Source organism: Flavobacterium erigeronis (assembly GCF_054075165.1).
The window spans coordinates 475,076-493,950 of record NZ_JBSKGP010000001.1 but is presented as its reverse complement, the minus strand read 5'-3'; the positions used below and the strand labels follow the sequence as shown (position 1 = coordinate 493,950).

General features: G+C 34.4%; 20 protein-coding genes and 1 tRNA gene. 13 read left to right on the top strand and 8 right to left on the bottom strand.

The window, feature by feature from the left end:
* Positions 1 to 357: 357 nt before the first annotated feature.
* The 3 genes from ACWA1F_RS02105 to ACWA1F_RS02095 all read left to right on the top strand — a co-directional run bounded on the left by ACWA1F_RS02105 (position 358) and on the right by ACWA1F_RS02095 (position 3,364).
* Positions 358 to 1,146 carry a TatD family hydrolase gene (locus tag ACWA1F_RS02105; RefSeq protein ID WP_456891220.1) on the top strand — a complete coding sequence of 263 codons (789 nt, stop codon included), beginning with the start codon at positions 358 to 360 and terminating at the stop codon, positions 1,144 to 1,146.
* 63 nt (positions 1,147 to 1,209) lie between these two features.
* Positions 1,210 to 2,346: a 1-acyl-sn-glycerol-3-phosphate acyltransferase gene (locus tag ACWA1F_RS02100; protein WP_306154679.1), complete on the top strand. Its 1,137-nt coding sequence runs from the start codon at positions 1,210 to 1,212 to the stop codon at positions 2,344 to 2,346.
* Positions 2,336 to 3,364 carry an asparaginase gene (locus ACWA1F_RS02095; protein ID WP_456891219.1) on the top strand — a complete coding sequence of 343 codons (1,029 nt, stop codon included), beginning with the start codon at positions 2,336 to 2,338 and terminating at the stop codon, positions 3,362 to 3,364. The genes ACWA1F_RS02100 and ACWA1F_RS02095 overlap by 11 nt, the downstream gene beginning before the upstream one ends.
* 176 nt (positions 3,365 to 3,540) lie before the next feature.
* On the opposite strand, the gene ACWA1F_RS02090 is transcribed toward ACWA1F_RS02095, so the two are convergent.
* Positions 3,541 to 4,785, bottom strand: a complete 1,245-nt coding sequence (locus tag ACWA1F_RS02090; protein WP_456891217.1) for an MFS transporter — start codon at positions 4,783 to 4,785, stop codon at positions 3,541 to 3,543.
* A 90-nt stretch (positions 4,786 to 4,875) separates the two neighbouring features.
* Between ACWA1F_RS02090 and ACWA1F_RS02085 the strand changes: the two genes are divergently transcribed.
* Both ACWA1F_RS02085 and ACWA1F_RS02080 read left to right on the top strand, forming a co-directional pair.
* Positions 4,876 to 5,745, top strand: a complete 870-nt coding sequence (locus ACWA1F_RS02085) for a LysR substrate-binding domain-containing protein (RefSeq protein WP_306154684.1) — start codon at positions 4,876 to 4,878, stop codon at positions 5,743 to 5,745.
* A gap of 59 nt (positions 5,746 to 5,804) precedes the next feature.
* Positions 5,805 to 5,891: transfer RNA gene (locus ACWA1F_RS02080), tRNA-Ser, on the top strand.
* 86 nt (positions 5,892 to 5,977) lie between these two features.
* Here the strand turns inward: ACWA1F_RS02080 and dinD are convergent.
* A complete protein-coding gene (dinD, locus tag ACWA1F_RS02075) occupies positions 5,978 to 6,823 on the bottom strand; it encodes a DNA damage-inducible protein D (RefSeq protein WP_456891215.1) in 846 nt (281 codons plus the stop codon).
* Positions 6,824 to 7,109: 286 nt separating this feature from the next.
* Between dinD and ACWA1F_RS02070 the strand changes: the two genes are divergently transcribed.
* Genes ACWA1F_RS02070 through ACWA1F_RS02040 form a run of 7 tightly spaced genes read left to right on the top strand, consistent with a single transcriptional unit; the run spans position 7,110 to position 13,237 of the window.
* Positions 7,110 to 7,472 (top strand): S-adenosylmethionine decarboxylase family protein, encoded by a 363-nt coding sequence (locus ACWA1F_RS02070; protein WP_456891214.1) that lies wholly within the window; start codon positions 7,110 to 7,112, stop codon positions 7,470 to 7,472.
* Between the two features lie 3 nt (positions 7,473 to 7,475).
* Positions 7,476 to 8,702 (top strand): DUF4178 domain-containing protein, encoded by a 1,227-nt coding sequence (locus tag ACWA1F_RS02065; RefSeq protein ID WP_456891212.1) that lies wholly within the window; start codon positions 7,476 to 7,478, stop codon positions 8,700 to 8,702.
* Between the two features lie 6 nt (positions 8,703 to 8,708).
* Positions 8,709 to 8,894, top strand: a complete 186-nt coding sequence (locus ACWA1F_RS02060) for a hypothetical protein (protein ID WP_456891210.1) — start codon at positions 8,709 to 8,711, stop codon at positions 8,892 to 8,894.
* A gap of 14 nt (positions 8,895 to 8,908) precedes the next feature.
* Complete coding sequence (locus ACWA1F_RS02055) at positions 8,909 to 9,124, top strand: DUF350 domain-containing protein (protein WP_306154691.1); 216 nt, start codon at positions 8,909 to 8,911, stop codon at positions 9,122 to 9,124.
* Complete coding sequence (locus ACWA1F_RS02050; protein WP_456891208.1) at positions 9,117 to 10,637, top strand: polyamine aminopropyltransferase; 1,521 nt, start codon at positions 9,117 to 9,119, stop codon at positions 10,635 to 10,637. Before ACWA1F_RS02055 ends, ACWA1F_RS02050 begins: the two co-directional genes overlap by 8 nt.
* Positions 10,612 to 12,240, top strand: a complete 1,629-nt coding sequence (locus tag ACWA1F_RS02045; protein ID WP_456891206.1) for a flavin monoamine oxidase family protein — start codon at positions 10,612 to 10,614, stop codon at positions 12,238 to 12,240. The genes ACWA1F_RS02050 and ACWA1F_RS02045 overlap by 26 nt, the downstream gene beginning before the upstream one ends.
* Positions 12,218 to 13,237 (top strand): hypothetical protein, encoded by a 1,020-nt coding sequence (locus ACWA1F_RS02040; RefSeq protein WP_456891204.1) that lies wholly within the window; start codon positions 12,218 to 12,220, stop codon positions 13,235 to 13,237. The genes ACWA1F_RS02045 and ACWA1F_RS02040 overlap by 23 nt, the downstream gene beginning before the upstream one ends.
* 222 nt (positions 13,238 to 13,459) lie before the next feature.
* On the opposite strand, the gene ACWA1F_RS02035 is transcribed toward ACWA1F_RS02040, so the two are convergent.
* The 3 genes from ACWA1F_RS02035 to ACWA1F_RS02025 all read right to left on the bottom strand — a co-directional run bounded on the left by ACWA1F_RS02035 (position 13,460) and on the right by ACWA1F_RS02025 (position 16,336).
* On the bottom strand, positions 13,460 to 14,218 hold the full coding sequence (locus ACWA1F_RS02035; protein WP_456891202.1) for an SGNH/GDSL hydrolase family protein: 759 nt from the start codon (positions 14,216 to 14,218) through the stop codon (positions 13,460 to 13,462).
* A gap of 68 nt (positions 14,219 to 14,286) precedes the next feature.
* Entirely contained in the window at positions 14,287 to 15,069 is a 783-nt protein-coding gene (locus tag ACWA1F_RS02030; RefSeq protein WP_306154701.1) for a DUF3050 domain-containing protein, read from the bottom strand.
* 88 nt (positions 15,070 to 15,157) lie between these two features.
* A complete protein-coding gene (locus ACWA1F_RS02025) occupies positions 15,158 to 16,336 on the bottom strand; it encodes an acyl-CoA dehydrogenase family protein (RefSeq protein WP_248729059.1) in 1,179 nt (392 codons plus the stop codon).
* 167 nt (positions 16,337 to 16,503) lie between these two features.
* On the opposite strand from ACWA1F_RS02025, the gene ACWA1F_RS02020 reads away from it, so the two are divergent.
* On the top strand, positions 16,504 to 18,279 hold the full coding sequence (locus ACWA1F_RS02020) for a helix-turn-helix domain-containing protein (protein WP_456891200.1): 1,776 nt from the start codon (positions 16,504 to 16,506) through the stop codon (positions 18,277 to 18,279).
* A gap of 10 nt (positions 18,280 to 18,289) precedes the next feature.
* Here ACWA1F_RS02020 and ACWA1F_RS02015 read toward each other — a convergent pair whose 3' ends face one another.
* The 3 genes from ACWA1F_RS02015 to ACWA1F_RS02005 form a co-directional block, all read right to left on the bottom strand.
* Entirely contained in the window at positions 18,290 to 18,436 is a 147-nt protein-coding gene (locus ACWA1F_RS02015; protein WP_456891198.1) for an rSAM-modified peptide, read from the bottom strand.
* A 54-nt stretch (positions 18,437 to 18,490) separates the two neighbouring features.
* Positions 18,491 to 18,634: an rSAM-modified peptide gene (locus ACWA1F_RS02010; RefSeq protein ID WP_456891196.1), complete on the bottom strand. Its 144-nt coding sequence runs from the start codon at positions 18,632 to 18,634 to the stop codon at positions 18,491 to 18,493.
* A 63-nt stretch (positions 18,635 to 18,697) separates the two neighbouring features.
* On the bottom strand, positions 18,698 to 18,838 hold the full coding sequence (locus ACWA1F_RS02005) for a hypothetical protein (RefSeq protein WP_456891194.1): 141 nt from the start codon (positions 18,836 to 18,838) through the stop codon (positions 18,698 to 18,700).
* Positions 18,839 to 18,875 lie beyond the last annotated feature (37 nt).

Genomic DNA, 18,875 nt, shown 5'->3' with positions numbered 1-18,875 from the left:
AGTAACTCATCAAAGTTTTGTCTTCCTGAGCGGAGTCGAAGGACAAGTGCTGTAACCACAATGTGTAGACACAGCATGAGATCCTTCGACTCCGCTCAGCAAGACAAACGGTGTGTGAAAATCCGCCATATCTGCAAAATCTGCGAAAGGAAAAATTCGCAACAACTTCGCGTCTAGACCTGACAGGTTTTAAAAACTTGTCAAGTCTAACGATGCATAGAATTCTCTTTCAGAAATAACAAAAAAAATAAAAATCCATTTTTCATTTGCGCTTTCGCGAAAGCGAATCTGGAAAATCCGCGTTCCAACTCCAGAATTGCTATTCTTTTAATATTGTCGTAATTTTGGCGTTTTAAAATGAAAGCCTTGAATTCAACACCCATTATTACCGACACGCATACACATTTATATTCTGAAGAGTTTGATCAGGATAGAGACGAAATGATTCAGCGCGCTATAGATGCTGGAATTACACGTTTTTTTATTCCTGCAATCGATGCTGCAGCAACGCAGTCTATGTACGATTTAGAGAAAAACTATCCTGAAAATATATTTTTGATGATGGGTTTGCATCCCACTTATGTGAAAGATAATTATCTGGACGAATTGGCGCATGTGGAAACCGAATTATCTAAAAGAAAATTCTATGCAGTTGGCGAAATCGGAATCGATTTGTATTGGGATAAAACGCATTTAAAAGAACAGCAGATCGCTTTTAAAAGACAAATTCAGCTGGCAAAACAATACAAATTGCCCATTGTAATTCACTGCAGAGAAGCCTTCGATGAAATCTTTGAAGTGCTAGAAGAAGAAAAATCTGAAGATTTGTTTGGGATTTTTCATTGTTTTTCCGGAACTTTAGAACAGGCATTGCAAGCTATTTCTTATAATATGAAATTAGGAATTGGTGGAGTTGTGACTTTTAAAAACGGAAAAATCGATCAGTTTTTAAATCAAATCGATTTAAAACATATCGTTTTGGAGACAGATTCTCCTTATTTAGCGCCAATTCCTTATAGAGGAAAAAGAAACGAAAGCAGTTATCTGGTAAACGTTATTGCTAAATTGAGCGATATATATGGAGTTTCTATAGAAGAAATCGCAACAATTACAACCCAAAACTCAAAAGACGTTTTTGGGATTTAACCTGTGCCTTACAAAACTTTAATTTTTTTTTTGTTCTTTTGCCCACTTAAATCTATATAAATAATGCAGAAATTTGATGCCATTCGACCTTTTTATGATTCCGAAATAAATGAAGCACTTCATGGTGTGGTTAATCATCCGATGATGAAAACCATGATGAACTTTACTTTTCCGGAAGTAGAAGATGAGGTTTGGAAGGAACAATTAAAGAAAACACACTCGATTCGTGATTTTCAATGCAACTTTATTTATAACACAATTCAGAAAGTTCTAGAAAAAAGCTCTGAAGGTTTAACTACTTCAGGTTTTGAAAAACTAGAACCTAATACTTCATATCTTTTTATCTCGAATCACAGAGATATTCTTTTGGACACTACTTTACTAAATGTATGTTTATTCGAACATGGTTTAGTAATGACAGCTTCGGCAATTGGAGACAATCTAGTAAAGAAAGCTTTCTTGGCAACTTTAGCGAAATTAAATCGAAACTTTTTGGTTTTAAGAGGATTAACGCCTCGTGAAATGCTGCAAAGTTCTAAGTTATTGGCTGAATATATGGGACAATTACTGCTTCGCGAAAACCGCTCGGTTTGGATTGCACAAAGAGAAGGAAGAACAAAAGATGGAAATGACGAAACCAATCCTGGAGTTTTAAAAATGATTGGAATGGGTTCTGACGAAGAAAACTTAATGGATTATTTTAAGAAATTGAGAATCGTTCCGGTTTCTATTTCTTACGAATATGATCCGACGGATGTGCTGAAAATGCCACAATTAATGGCAGAAGCAAACAACGAAGTTTACGTAAAAGATAAAAACGAAGATTTCATGACCATTATAAGTGGTATCATGGGAACTAAAAAAAGAATACATATTTCTGTCGGAGATGTTTTAGATACCGAAATCGATCAGATTGTAGCTGAGAATGACAATGCAAACAAGCAAGTTCAGGCTTTGGCACAAACGATTGATGATGTTATTTTGAAAAATTATCAATTATGGCCTACTAATTTTATTGCTTACGATATTCTGAACGAAACAGATAGATTTGCTGACAAGTATAAAGAAAGCGAAAAATCATTGTTTGAGCGTCGTTTAGAAATGAGAATCGGAAGCGATAATCCTGTTACAAGGCAAGGGTTTTTAGCCATGTATGCTAATCCTGTTGTCAATAAATTAAAATACCAAGATGTCATCTAAAGCAAAAATTCTATTGATTTATACCGGAGGAACTATCGGTATGAGCAAAGACTTTGAAACGGGAGCGCTCAAAGCCTTCAATTTTGGTAAATTAATTCAGAAAATTCCAGAAATCAAACAATTGGACTGTGAAATAGAATCGATTTCTTTTGAGCACCCAATAGATTCTTCAAATATGAATCCTCAAATGTGGACCAAAATTGCCACTATTATCGAGGAAAGCTACAGCGCTTTTGACGGATTTGTGGTACTGCACGGATCAGATACCATGTCGTATTCGGCTTCGGCATTGAGTTTCATGCTCGAAAATTTAGCAAAACCAGTTGTATTTACAGGTTCGCAATTGCCAATTGGAGATTTGCGTACCGATGCCAAAGAAAACCTGATTACAGCAATTCAGATTGCTTCGCTTTTAGAAAACGGAAAACCAGTTATTAAAGAGGTTTGCTTGTATTTTGAATACAAATTGTACCGCGGAAACCGAACTTCTAAAGTAAATGCAGAACATTTTAGAGCTTTTACAGCGCCAAATTATCCAGAATTGGTAGAATCTGGTGTTCACTTAAAATTAAACAGACATTTATTTCTTCCTGTAAATAAAGACGCAAAACTGATCGTTCATAAAAACTTAGACAATCACGTAGCCATTATCAAAATGTTCCCTGGAATGAGCGAAATTGTTCTAGCTTCAATTCTTGGGACTTCTGGCCTACGCGGAATTGTACTAGAAACATACGGTTCAGGAAATGCTCCAACCGAAGATTGGTTTTTAAACTTAATTGAAAAAGCCATTAAATCTGGAATGCATATCGTAAACGTAACGCAATGCTCAGGCGGAAGCGTCAACATGGGACAATACGAAACCAGCACAGCCCTAAAATCTTTAGGCGTTATCTCTGGAAAAGACATTACTACAGAAGCCGCAATTACAAAACTAATGTATTTGCTAGGACATAAAATTCCTCAAAACGAGTTTAAAGATGTATTTGAAACTGCTTTGCGCGGGGAAATATCTTAATTGAAATTCCAATTTTTTTAAATCCCAAATTCCAAATTTGCCCGAAATGGCAAAGAGTGTCTTGCTAGGCTTTCGAGAACTTTGTCAAAATTTTAAACTTTGACAAAGTTCTACGCATTGTTTGGAAAAAAACTTATATCACTTATATGGTTTAAAATCCACTTGGAATTTGGGATTTATTTTTTGGAATTTCCGTAAGGAACAGGACAAGTCTCCAAGTCCTCCTCAGTAGCTTTATGTTTTTTGTAATACACATAAACAATCACAGAAAGAATACAAATTATTCCCTGAATAGCAACGGTAGCTCTTACGCCAAGTGAGTGAGAAACGTAACCAATTATCAAACTTCCCACAGGAATCATTCCCTGATACGCCATCATATAATAACTGATGCTTCTAGAACGCATATTAACAGCACTATGAGTCTGAATATAAATGTTGATAGAAGAAGTTTGTCCCATCATTCCGATTCCGCTTAGCGTCATACAAATCAAAGCGATTGTGATACTGCTTGAAACCGCTAAAATAATTACGCTGAAACCAAGAAGTAAACTTGCTGCGATCATCAATTTATTCATGTTTTCTGCCGATTTTAGATTGGCAAGATAAATGGCAGATAAAACAGAACCAATTCCGGCAGCGCTTTCGAACCAGCTGAAAGTTTCTGCGTTTCCGTTAAAAATATCTTTCGCAAAAACCGGCATCAAAGTATTAAAAGAAATTACAAATAAACTGCTGCAAGTTAGCATCATGAGCATTCGTGCCATTTCGGTTTCTTTTTTTACATAATCTAGACCTTCTACAAGATCGTCAATCATGTTTAGTTTGTTTTCAGTTTTGATATGCGGTGTAATTTTCATCATCATTAATGAAATCAGAACAGGAACGTAGCTCACAAAATTTCCAATAAAACAAATGTCTTCTCCATATTCATGCAAAATAATCCCAGCAAGCGCAGGACCCGCAATACGTGCAAAGTTGTTTAAAGTGGAGTTAAGCGCCACCGCATTTGGAAGATCTTCTTTATTGTCAACAATATCGATCATCATGGTTTGGCGGCAGGTCATATCAAAAGCATTAATAATTCCTTGAATAAGGCTCAATGCCAATATGAAATTGATATTGTATATTTTAAGATAAATAAGCAAAGCTAAAGCCCCAGCTTGAAGCATTGCCAAAGACTGCAATACCATCATGGCGCGGTGTCTGTCGTAGCGTCCAATAATACTTCCTGCCAAAGGCGCTAAAAACAAAGACGGAATCATACTTAAGAAAGTTGCCAAACCCAATAAAAAAACAGATCCTGTAATGCTATAGACCATCCAGCTTACGGCTGTTTTCTGCATCCAGGTTCCGATAACTGATACAGATTGACCGTAGAAAAATAACTTGAAGTTTTTTGATTTTAAGGCTTTAAACATGACTCTAAATATTTAATACAAAGGTCGGGATTATGATAGCATTAGAAAAATTAATAATTTTACTGATAATAAGTATTAAAACTTATCAATATGGAAATATATCAACTGGAATATTTTATTAAAACGGCTGAGGTTTTGCACTTTACCAAAGCAGCCGAATTGTGTTTTGTAACGCAATCGGGACTTTCACAACAAATAAAAAAACTTGAAGAAGAACTCGGCATGCCTTTGTTTAAGCGAATTGGCAAGAAAGTGCAATTGACAGAAGCAGGTTCTGTTTTTCTGATCCACGCGAAAAAAGTGGTCGAAAATGTTCAAAACGGAAAACAGGCAATTGAAGATTTAAATGAAATGATTGGTGGAGAACTTAGAATTGGCGTGACTTATATTTTCGGACTCTTGATTCTGCCTGTTGTCAATACATTTGCCAAACAATATAAGAACCTAAAAATTATTGTAGAATACGGCACCACAGAATCGCTCGAGCAAAAATTGATTAATAATGACGTTGATGTCGTTCTGGTCATTCCGTCGCATACCATTGAAAGTCCGATTTTAAAAGTGCCTTTATTTACATCGAATATGGTGATGGCAGTTTCTAAAAATCATGCTTTGGCGCATTTAGATAAAATTGCTTTTAAGAAAATAGAAGAAATTCCGCTGATTCTACCCGGAAAAGGTTCGAACTCAAGAGAATTTGTCGAAGAATTATTCCAGAAGTTTAATATGAAACCCAAGATTTCGATCGAACTGCATTCTATTCACGCACTGCTGCAAATGGTAGAAAACAGTGACTGGTCGACCATAGTGGCTGAAAAAGCATTAAAGGGCTGGGATGATCTCAAAGCGATACAGATCACAGGTGTTGCGACCAAAAGAGAGGCTTTTATGCTTACAATTGGCAGTTATCAGAAAAAAGCGGTAAAACTGTTTATGGAAGAATTTAGAAAAAGCATATAAGTAACTTCGATTTTACTTTTGTAAAGTCATATTTTTTTGTGTTATTTGCAGACCAAAATAGAAAGGTGTCCGAGTGGTTTAAGGAGCTAGCCTGGAAAGCTAGTATATGGGTAACTGTATCGAGGGTTCGAATCCCTTCCTTTCTGCTGAATTGAATCCCTCAACTTCATTTTTAATGAAATTGAGGGATTTTATATTATAAAATCCTAATTGTGCTTAGTTATTCTCAATATTACTTATCGTTTAGTTTATCGGGATTTTTGAAAGCTTTTTTTTCATCACTTAATAATTTTCTTTCAATTTTATTAATATCTTCTTCGGGAGACAAATTTTCAGGAACAATACCACGTGAAAGCAGTGTATTTCGCACAGACTTATTGTTGACTATATGTTCATTAGATATTTGATGCTCTGTTTTCATTTTATGCTGTTTAGCATTAAAAATGGTTATTTCTGTTGCAAAATCCTTTGCCTTTAATAGTATTGTAGGCATATGATCGGCCAATGGCTTTGTACTTGTTAATCCCCATTTTACCTTCATTTGTTGAGTAGTTTTGCTAAACAATGCCGTATCTCCTTTGCTTCTAATTAAAGCAAAATTTTCATTACTCCCTGTTTGTTCGAAAATTACATGTGAAAGTTCTTTTTCGGTTGCTTTAAGTTTATTTCTGGCCTGAACACGTTCGTATTCAAGTATTTTTTGTTCGATTAACTCTGCTTTTCTCGTTTGAATAGCAAAATAACGTTGTGCAAAAGCTATAGTTTCTTTACGAGGATCTCCATTTTGAGCAATAAGATAACAAGCATATCTAGTAAGCATTAAATCGGCTATTTCTTTTTGAGTACCTGAGCCGATTGAAACCATTTTCCCGACGTCGGCAAAATGGTCTTCTATGTTTTCACCAGAGATTTCACAGGCCGTTTTTGCTTTAGAAATAACTCCTAAAAAATTGTCCCATTTTGAATATGCTAATAGATGCTGTAAATCTCTTGCAAGCCAAAATTCAATTCCATCTTCTGTGTGATTAGAATAAGTCTCAAAATTATTGGTTAAAGTATGGATTATCTCGTTTTTCATTTTGTATTTTTAATTTCAAATGTAAGAAAATTTACATAAAAACATTTAAGCAATGGTATTTGGATAAAAAAAATGTAAAGATAATGATTAGAAGTACATTAATAATAGTAGTATTTTAGCGGATAGCGGGACTAAACTTATCCTGAAAACCAAATTTCTGCTCCTTAAAAAAACATCAAAACTATAAATACATAGTCCTAAAAAGTTATTCTAAAAATACGGTTTCCCGCATTTTTTTATTACAGAAATATTATATATTTGGCTCCTGCGTAATACAAATAATTTGATGGATTTACCTCCTTATTCGCCAGGGTTACATAAACTGGTTACTCTACATGTCGGCCAAATCTCGAAGCTTACAGACAGCAAAGGTTTTGTTGCGGTTACCAATTCTATTTTGGAGAAATACGAACTGGAGAAGGTCGGAGCAGTGGTTCACGATTTTGATAACGCCAGTTTTACGATTTCGTACTGCTTGAAAGAATCGCATATTTGTATACACACTTGGCCAGAATACAATCAGTTAACTTTAGACGTTTATTTGTGCAATTATCTTCAGGATAATTCGGCAAAAGTGCGCGCTGTAATGGCCGATTATGTTACGTATTTTGATGCCTCAATTATTAAAGATTTTGAAATTAACCGTTAAAATATGAAGATTCCTTGTTACGACTGTAATACAGAAACCGAATTAGAGGTTGGTTTTGAAGTAATAAATTTTGTTTGCCCTGTATGTTATAGTGTTTATGTCGTTGATGATGCGGGACAATTTAGAAGAAGATCGCAATATAAAGCTCCTTTTCATGATTGTCCGCTGGCAATTGGCGACACTGGTTTCTTAAACGGAAGTGAGTACACAGTAACGGGAATTTTAAGGAAAAATGTGTATCCAGATTACACTTGGACAGAATTTATCTTGCAGAACAAAGAAAAAGAATTTCTTTACTTGTCGCTTTCAAACGGGCATTGGATGATGCTTACCGAAATGGAAGAGATTGCCGATATCAAAAAAGGAACGAAAGTTCTAAAATATGATGGAAGAGATTACGACTTATTTGAACATTCGGATGCTGACATAATTAATGCGAAAGGATTTTTCGATTTTCAGATTCCAAATAAGAAAATTCATTTGGCAGAATTTATAAATCCGCCATACATTGTTTCGGTTGAGAAAATGAATAATGTTCAAACTGCTTTTCATGGTGAATATATCAGCAAAAATAAAATCAAAAAAGCATTTCCAGGAATAACATTGCCGTATCAGTCAGGAACTAGTATGATTCAGCCGTTTTATTTTGATCTTAAAAATACAGCTGTTATTTTCTGTCTTTTTGCTTTGCTGATTATTACTGCAAACTGGTACATTTATAAAGATCAGGTGGAGCAAAATGTTTTTAATAGCAGCATTAAATTTAGCGAATTTGATAATAAGGAAATGACAAGTCCGTCGTTTGTGCTCAATGGCGCATCGGCGCCTATGACTATAAAGGTTTCTACAGGCGTTAATAATTCTTGGGCAAACGTAAATATTGCTTTGATAAACGAAGATACGAATGACGAAATTTACGCCAACAAAGACATAGAATATTATTACGGCAGTTCTGATGGAGAATCGTGGACAGAAGGAAGCCAGTCTGAGAAATTTAATATTTGCGGTGTAGAAGGCGGAAAATACCATCTTTTAATAACCCCAATGAAAGCTCCAGAAGATCTTTCGAACAGCGAAATGTCGATCAGTGTAGTCTGGAATCAGCCTTCGAACAGAAATGCTTGGTTGGTTATTATCGGAATGATTGTAATTTACTTAATAGTACGTTATTTTAGAATTCAATTTGAAAAAAAGAGATGGGCAGACAGTTCTTACTCTACTTACGAATAAATTAATATGAAAAGAATTTTTGATTTTTTCAGCTATAATTGGGCTCCTTTGGCAATCGGGTTCTTTTGCTTTGGAGTTTACATCTATTTTACACTCGCAGGAAACCGAATCTGCGATTGCGAAACCACAGAAAATTATAAATCAACAACGAGCGGAAGCCGAACATCTTATAACCGTTTTTATCACAAATAAAAAAATCAATCAATATGGAATTAATTCACGCCCAGCCAATAGTAAACTCGATTATTTATTCTTTTTTAGGAATTGTTATTCTGTTAATCGGGTATTTTATTATTGAAAAACTAACTCCAGAGCACACTTGGAAAGAAGTTGTAGAAAAAAATAATGTTGCTGTTGCGATTGTTCTGGCAGCATTTATCATTGGAATCTCCATGATTATTAGTGCCGCAATTCATGGGTAAAAAGTTTCTTAGGTTCGAATATCTTTTACTTTTTGCCGTATTTATAATTGCCACCTGCGGACTTATTTATGAGTTGGTTGCAGGAACTTTGGCTAGTTATTTATTGGGCGATTCGGTAAAACAATTTTCGTTTATTATTGGCGTGTACCTGTTTTCGATGGGTATAGGCTCGTTTTTTTCCAAGTTTTTTCATAAAAATCTGCTCAACACTTTTGTAGAAATTGAAATACTGGTTGGACTTATTGGAGGTCTGAGTTCGGTAGTTTTATTTCTATTATTCGAAAATGTTGGGTCATTTCAGTTTATTTTATATTTATTCGTTTTTGTAACGGGTTTCCTGGTCGGATTAGAGATTCCGCTTTTAATGAATATTTTAAAAGATAGAGTCGAGTTTAAAGATCTCGTTTCGAATGTTTTCACGTTTGATTATATCGGGGCTTTGCTGGCTTCAATTCTGTTTCCATTAGTTTTGGTTCCGAAATTAGGAATCATGGGAACTTCTCTTTTCTTTGGAATGATCAATGTAAGCATTGCAATCGTACTTTGTTTTTTGCTGAAAAGAGAATTAAAAAAGGTTTATTTTCTGAAAGCAAAAGCCATTTTTTCCTTTGTATTATTGTTGGCGGTTTTTGTTTTTTCGAACGATATTCTGGCGTATTCAGAAGGCAAATTGTACGGAGAAAACATCATTTATACCAATTCGACACCTTATCAGCGCATTGTTTTAACGCACAATAAGAGCGATTACAGGCTTTATCTGAATAATAACTTGCAGTTTAGTTCGGCAGACGAATACCGTTATCACGAAGCCTTGGTTCATCCCGCAATGTCGATGGCAAAAAGCGTCAAAAATGTTTTGGTTTTGGGTGGAGGAGACGGTTTGGCGGTTCGTGAAATCCTGAAATACAAAGACGTCGAAAAAGTAACTTTGGTCGATTTGGACGAAGGAATGACGAAGTTGTTCAAGACCAATACGGTATTAACCAATTTCAACCAAAATTCACTCAATAATCCTAAAGTAACAGTGATCAATACAGACGCTTATATTTGGGCAAAAAGCTGTAAAGAGCAATTTGATGTCGCGATAATCGACTTTCCAGATCCGTCCAATTATAGTTTGGGGAAATTGTATTCGCTGAATTTTTATCAGACTTTAAAAACCATTTTAAAGCCAGACGCAGTAGCAGTTATACAGACCACGTCGCCTTATTTTGCGCCAAAATCTTTTTGGTGTATTAATAAAACCGTAATGCAAGTTTTCCCGCAGGTCGATGCGTATCATGCGTATGTTCCGTCGTTTGGAGAATGGGGTTATACAATTGCTATAAACGGTTTCGGGACTACATTTAATACCGTAAACCTAAAAGCCGAAAAATTGAAATTTTACAATTATCAATTTGACCGATTCAATTATTTTACCAATGATATGATTTCGAATGAGATCGAAATTAACCGTTTAGACAACCAGATTTTAGTACGTTATTTTGATGAAGAGTGGGGAAGACTGCAATAAATCGCGAAGAGGTTTTATAAAAGTAATTGGCGCGGCTTTAATTGCGGTTCCGTTTCTGCAGTTTTGTTCTGATAAAATTGCGGTGCTGCTAATTCGTTTATCTGGAACCAAACATTTGCTCGGACATCGTTTATGGATTAAAGATTTTCCTAAGCCGACCAAGCAAATTCAGATACCATATTTAATTGTCGGCGGAGGAATTTCGGGTTTGAGCGCTGCACGACAATTTCAAAAAAGAGGCATTTCAGATTTTTTAATTTTAGAATTAGAAAACCATTTAGGAGGAAATTCTTCAAATGGACAAAACAAATACTCGAAATATCCTTTGGGCGCGCATTATCTGCCATTGCCAAATTTTCAAGACAAAGAATTGCTTCAATTTTTAGAAGAAGAAAAAATAATTTTAGGTTACGATTCAAAAGGATTTCCCATTTTTGATGAATTGCAGCTGACTTTTGCGCCAGACGAACGCTTGTTTTACAAAAACAATTGGCAAGAAGGCGTAGTGCCAAAAAACGGCAATTTAGTTTCTGATGATTTGGAGTTTGAGAAATTCTTCAAGCAAATGGACGTTTTTAGAACTGGAAAAGGAGAAGACCAAAAATTTCTGTTTGATATACCGATTTATCTTTCTTCTAAAGACGAAAAGACAAGAGCTTTAGATAAAATTACGATGAAGGAATGGTTTAAAGAGAATCATTTTACTTCTGAACCTTTGTTTAATTATATTGATTATTGTTGTAAAGACGATTTCGGTTTGGGAATTGAATATGTTTCGGCTTGGGCGGGAATTCATTATTTTGCGGGAAGAAAGCAAGACAGCACGCCTGAAAAACACGACAGCGTTTTGACATGGCCAGAAGGAAATGCGCGACTTGCCACTCATTTAAAAAAATATACGACTGATAAATCTTTAAAGAATCATTTGGTTTATGAAGTGAAAATCGAAAACCAAAAAGTAATCGCAAAAGCTTTTGATGATGCGACAAAAACTTCTGTTGAAATCATTGCTGATAAAGTAATTATGGCATCTCCGCAATTTGTAAATCAGTATTTGATTTCAGATCGAAAGGCTTTCACAAAAGATTTTCATTACACACCGTGGCTTTTGGCAACTTTAATCGTCAATGATTTAGCAGACAATGGCAGTTTTCCGCTGTCTTGGGACAATGTGATTTATGATGCAAAAGGTTTGGGATATGTCTATGATCAGCATCAGACTTTGAATCAGGTTCAGGATAAAAAGGTCATTACGTATTATTATAGTTTTTCTTCGGCCGATTTAAAGAAGACTAGAAAAGAGCTTTATAAAAAAGACAAAGAATATTGGAAGCAATTTGTTTTAAATGATTTAAAAATTGCCCATCCCGATATTGAAGAATGTACAGAAGAGATAGAAGTTTTTCTTTTGGGACACGGAATGATTTCGCCAGCACCAGGATTTATTTTTGGTGAAGCGAAGAAACAAGCCAAACAAAATATTAAGAAAAAGATATATTTCGCGCATAGCGATTTGTCTGGAATTTCGATTTTTGAAGAAGCTTTTCATCAAGGAATTAATGCAGTAAACGAATTATTAGATGACACAACCTTGGATTCATAAAGCCAAAACAGATCTGACATTTATTATCGGACCTTCCTTTTTTGTGCTGGCGATTATCTTCATTTTTCAGGATTATATTACTGAAATTGAAGAACATTATTCTTTTTATACGTGGCTTTTTCTAATTGTTTTTATAGACGTAGCGCACGTTTATGCGACTTTATTTAAAACTTATTTTGTTGCCGATGAATTTCAGAAACAAAAGCGAAGATTGGTTTTGCTTCCTCTTTTTTGTTTTGTAACCGGAATTGTGCTTTTCTCTTTTGGAAGTTTAGTCTTTTGGTCGTTTTTGGCTTATGTAGCTGTTTTTCATTTCATCAGACAGCAATACGGATTTATGAGATTGTACGCTAGAAAAGAAACTAAAACCAAAATGTCAGTTTGGATTGATAATTTGGCTATTTATGCTTCAACTGGATATCCGATGCTATATTGGTTTTTTTCGTCTAAGCGAAAGTTCAACTGGTTTGTGGAAAATGAATTTTTTAGATTTGAAAACGAAAAATTGCTGGAAGTTCTGTTTTGGATCTATGTCGCAATTATGGTTTTGTATGTGATCTATACTGCGGTAAAATCTATTCAAAATCAGTTTTTTAATATTCCGAAGAATATGATTATTCTAGGAACGGCACTTTCTTGGTATTTCGGAATTGTATATTTTAATGACGATCTGATTTTTACTTTATTGAATGTCGTTTCGCACGGAATTCCGTATATGGCATTGATTTATTTTAAAGAAATCGACGGAAAATCGGAATCTGAACTAGGGAAATTGTCTTTTTTAAAACAATATAAAGGACTTTTGATTTATATTGGAATTCTTCTTGCAATTGCCTTTTCGGAAGAATTTCTTTGGGAACTTTTTGTTTGGAATGAAAACATTAGCGTATCCAATTTTGATTTTTCGAACTGGCAGATTTTATTGGTTCCATTACTGACGGTGCCTCAGTTTACGCATTATTTATTAGATGGTTTTATATGGAAATCGAAGAAATAAATCAATCAATAAAGTTTCGTAGAAACGAATAAATATTGTAGCAACGGATTTTAATCCGTTGAAGAGAGATTCATATAGATTTTCCTGCCGCCGCTTATGGACGGATTAAAATCCGTCCCTACAAAATTATTCGAGCCGATGGCTCTTCGATATTTCAAAATAAAATTTAGTAGCGACGAATTTTAATCCGTTAAAAAAACGAATTTTCTATTTCTAAAAAAACTAATTCTGCAATGCCATTTTTACTTTCGGCATCATCTTGTAGACAAACATTTTATAGGCAGATTCTGAAGGATGAAGTCCGTCTGAAGCAACTAAACTTGGACTGTTAAGGCCTTCGCGAGTAATCTCAGTAATCGAAACAAAAGCAATTTGATTGGTGTTGCAGTAGTTCTCTGCAAAATTATTGTATTGTGTAATTTCTGCTGAAATTTTGTTACTTTGATCTCCTGCAAGAGCTTGACCGTATGGAGTATATGCGTAGTCTGGAATAGAAATCACGACAACATTTTTTCTGTCGCCTTTGGCCAGCATTATTGCTTTATTGACCAATTCTGGAAATTCTTTTTCGTAAACAGAAAAATTTCTATGCTGATATTGATTGTTGACGCCAATTAAAAGTGTAACCAAATCATAATTGGATTCTGGCTTTTGGGTTTCAATTGCTGATAATAGATTAGATGTCGTCCAGCCTGTTGTCGCAATTATTTTAAGCGAAATCGAACTAGAATACATGGCGTTTAAACTCGCTTTGAGTTGTTCTGGAAAACGGCAAGTCGCGCAAACGCTTTGGCCAATGGTATAACTATCGCCTAAAGCTAAATAATTTATTGAACCTGAAATTGGAGGTTCGGGCGCTTTGGGAGGAGTTACAACCGGGGGAGTTATTACAGGCGGAGGTGAATCTGTTTCTTCGGCATTACAGCTCAAAAGAAAGATGGAAAATATAACGGTAACTATTTGTTTAAAATGTGGTTTCATAATCTGTTTAAATTAGATTTTGCAGTCGCTTTAAACAAATAGTTACGTTAAATATGCGGTTTTGGATTTTATACCATTTCGGTTTTCATCACGATTTCTTCTTCAATGGCATTCCAAAGTGCGATGCGTCTTTCTAAGGCAAGAATAGAAACTTCTTCAACTTCTTTCCATTTTTGAGCATCTTCTTCACATAATTCTGTAATCATTTGCATTGCCATTGGTCCGTGTTCGTCGGCATCTAGTTCGATATGTCTTTCAAAATAGTAAAGCAATTTTGTCAGATCAGTATCGGGAAGGTTTTTCTGGAAATTTTTCAAAATCTGCGTAAACATACTCGGAATCAAATCTTCTCTTCCGAAGGTGAATGCTGCTGCGATTTCGTGCGGTTTTCCTTCTTCAATAACTCTAAAAGTAAAATCAAGAAAAGACTTTACATTTGGATGCAATGAACTTTGTTTGATGGCAACGAATATATTATGAAGCGAATGTACTTCTGATAAAAAGCTCAAAACTCCAGTTGTATCGGCACCGCAAGCTTCCATTGCTTCCAAATACATTTCGTAATGGCTTTGTCTTCTTCCGTCTAGTGTTAAATCGGTTTCTTCTGCAAGAACAATTTCATTAATTAAATAACGGGTTTCTGGGTTTTTAGTGGCAAACCAAGGTGTTGTTGTACAGGTAAGTTTGGCTTGTAATGCTTTTAAAAGTGACATAAAATCCCAAACAGCAAAAACGTGAGTTTCTAAAAAGCTGTGTAACTCATCTATGTTTTGAATCTTGTTATATAAGGAGTGGTTTAATAATTGGTCTTTTTGTGGTTGTATGCTTTTGTTTATCGTTTCGATATTCATTTTAAAAAATTTTGATGCAAAGATAAAAAGCTTCTCTGTTAGAAGAAGCTTTTTAGATTGATTTTGTATATATTTTAATAATTATCAATTATTTAAACGCAGGAATTCCAGTTACATCCATTCCAGTAATCAGTAAATGAATGTCATGAGTTCCCTCATAAGTAATCACACTTTCTAGATTCATCATGTGACGCATAATCGAGTATTCGCCAGTGATTCCCATACCCCCGAGCATTTGTCTTGCTTCGCGTGCGATGGTAATTGCCATATTTACGTTGTTACGTTTTGCCATAGAAATCTGCGCTGTTGTTGCCTTTCCTTCATTTCTTAAAACACCTAAACGCCAAGTTAATAATTGCGCTTTTGTGATTTCGGTAATCATTTCGGCCAATTTTTTCTGTTGTAATTGAGTTCCTCCAATCGGTTTTCCGAACTGGATTCTTTCTTTTGCATATCGTAAAGCCGTATCGTAACAATCCATAGCAGCGCCGATTGCTCCCCATGCAATTCCATAACGAGCTGAATCTAAGCACCCAAGCGGTGCGCCTAAACCAGATTTATTAGGTAAAAGATTTTCTTTAGGCACTTTTACATTATCAAAAATCAATTCGCCAGTTGCCGATGCACGAAGTGACCATTTATTATGTGTTTCTGGAGTGGAAAATCCTTCCATGCCTCGTTCTACGATTAAACCATGAATTCTTCCTTCTTCATTTTTAGCCCAAACAATAGCAATATCAGCAAAAGGAGCGTTTGAAATCCACATTTTGGCACCATTTAAAAGATAATGATCGCCCATGTCCTTAAAATTGGTAATCATACTTCCTGGATCTGATCCGTGATCAGGTTCTGTTAAACCAAAACAGCCGATAAACTCTCCTGTAGCCAATTTTGGCAAATATTTCATTCGCTGTTCTTCGTTTCCGTATTTCCAAATTGGATACATTACCAAAGAAGATTGTACAGATGAGGTAGATCTTACGCCAGAATCGCCTCTTTCAATTTCCTGCATAATAAGTCCGTACGAGATTTGATCTAATCCTGCTCCTCCATATTCTACTGGAATATAAGGGCCAAAACCACCAATTTCGCCAAGACCTTTTATAATTTGTTTCGGAAATTCAGCTTTTTGAGCATATTCTTCTATAATAGGAGAAACTTCTCTTTTAACCCACGCACGAGCAGACTCACGAACTAATTTATGTTCGTCTGTTAGCAAATCGTCTAAGTTATAGTAATCTGGAGATTGAAATAGGTCTGGTTTCATGTTGTTTAATTTTTATCAAAGCAAAGTTACACAATAAAAATATAACAAATTACGGTTAAATTGTTATATTTATATATAGCAAAAATATAATTAATAGGAATTTGGCAAATTAATTGTAGTTTATTGATAATTTATAGACTATTTTTGAATTCCAAAAACAAACTTTAATGAGGCTGATCATCTCTTTTTTCTTTTTACTTGTATTCTTTACCGGTAAGGCTCAACCTACAAAAGAGTTTACTGAACAAGAATATCTGGAACTGCAGGATAAAATTCGTTTCAGCATGAATGGTAATTTTGACCAAGGGCTTCAATATGTAGCTGAATTACAAAAATCAGGGAATAATATACATTTAGCGTTCGCTTATGGTGCAGGATCTTATCTGTACCAATTAAAAAACAATAGACTCACAGCTGATGAATGGTATAATAAGGCACTATCTTATTATAAAAAAATTCCGGAATCTGTTGAAAAAATCAATCTTAGAGCCTATCTATATAACTATAAGGGACTTACTGAATGGAAGAGAAAAAATTTCAGTAATGCCTTAAGTAGCTATCAGGAGGGAATTAAGCTTTCTACAAAAACAAATGATGTTATTCAGATTGTAAAATTTAAAAGTAATATAGCTCTAGTAAACGAAGAAGTAGGGAATTATGAACTCGCTATTAAAAATTTAAGGCAAAATAGTGATTTCCTGAGTAAGAATGAAAATCTGTATGAGTCTGACCAGCTCCAAAATAGTAAAAGTAATATTTATACCAATTTAGGAAATGTGTATGAAGGTTATTTTGCGAAAAATAGGAGCAAGCTGTTTTTACTTGACTCGGCAGAATATTTTTACAAAAGAGCCATTACTTACTCCCAAAATTACATAGATAATAAAATGACCTCTACTCTTAGTTTAGGAAATATTTATTTGTTTAAAAAAGAATATAAAAATGCCGAGAAAACGTATTTTGATATTTCAATGTACGCTAAACAGAATAATGACTTAACATATAACAGATTTGCGAATTATAATTTAGGAGAACTTAATTATTTGCAAAAAAAATACGATAAAGCGCTGGTTTTTTTGAAAAAAGTTGATTCTGCTTCTGTTCAAGGAAAAAAAATAGATAGAATTTCTTTTCAATCCAATTATCTTCAGGCCAAAATTTATAATATTAAAAACGAACCCGAGTTAGCATTTAAACATTCTAAAGTCTATCTTGATTCTTACGAAAAATATGAAGGAGAACTGAGAGAGGAAGCCTTGGAAGTTAATTACAAACTCGGAACCGCAGATCTTAGTGATGAGATGATTAGTATTCAGGAAAAGTATAAGTATGAAGTTTTATGGAACAAAATTCTAAAAGTCTTTTATGTTATTCTGGTTTTAGGAATTGTATTTTTTCTGATTAAAAATATTCGGGATAAAAATAAAGCTCAGAAAAAAATGAATGCTCTAATTGAGGAATTTAAATCCAATTTGGAGAAAAAAGAAATGGAAAAAGCCGAACTCGAAAATGCAGCAGTAGAAAAAACTGTAGTTGTAGAAGTTCCAGAATTTGAAGACGTCCAACTTAAGAAAGAAAATGCGAATCTTAGTATAGATGAAGCGAAAGAAAATAAAATTGTAGAAAAATTATTGGCGCTTGAAGAAAAGCTTGAATATCTAAATGCAGATTTTACACTTTCATATGTTGCTAAAAAAATTAAAACCAATACCACATATTTGTCCTACGTGGTAAACAAAAGATTTGGAAAATCGTTTGGGGAATATTCTAATGAGTTGAAAATAAATTACGTTATCAATCAGATGATTACAAATCATTTATATCGTAAATATTCAACTCAAGCTATTGCAGAAAGTGTAGGATTTAAAAATGCCGTTTCATTTGCAAAATCGTTTCGCAAAAGAACTGGAGTCTCTCCAGCTCAGTTTGCGAACAATATTTAAGAAGAAATTATTAGCCATTTCCGCCACCTCCATTTTTTACAGGACCCGTAGGTGGGTTAATAGGCGGTTCTTCATCTCCGCCGCGAATAATTTTTTGAGCCTTTTTATCTAAAGTTTCTGATTCAAAATCTTTGAATGTCAATATTTTATGTTTCATCGTTTTAAGTTTTAAGATTATATTTTTTGAATTACTTTAAATTTTATGGGTGAATTAACCGTTTCCGCCTCCTCCACTTTTTGCAGGAGTAGTAGGTGGGTCAATAGGTTCTTCATCTCCACCGCGAATAATTTTCTGGGCTTTTTTATCTATAGTTTCTAATTCAAAATCTTTGAATGTTAATATTTTACGTTTCATCTTTTTGCGTTTTTAAGATTATATTTTTTTAGGATGAGCTTTAAAAATTCATGAGATTTTTAATTATCCATTTCCTCCACCTGCGTTTTTTACAGGATTGGTTGTGTCTTCAGAGTCACTGCCACCGCCACGAATAATTTTTTGAGCGTTTTTATCTATAGTTTCTAATTCGAAATCTTTGAATGTTAATTGTGTATTTTTCATTTTTCTTTTTTTAGGGTTCTATTTTTTTGGACTGTTT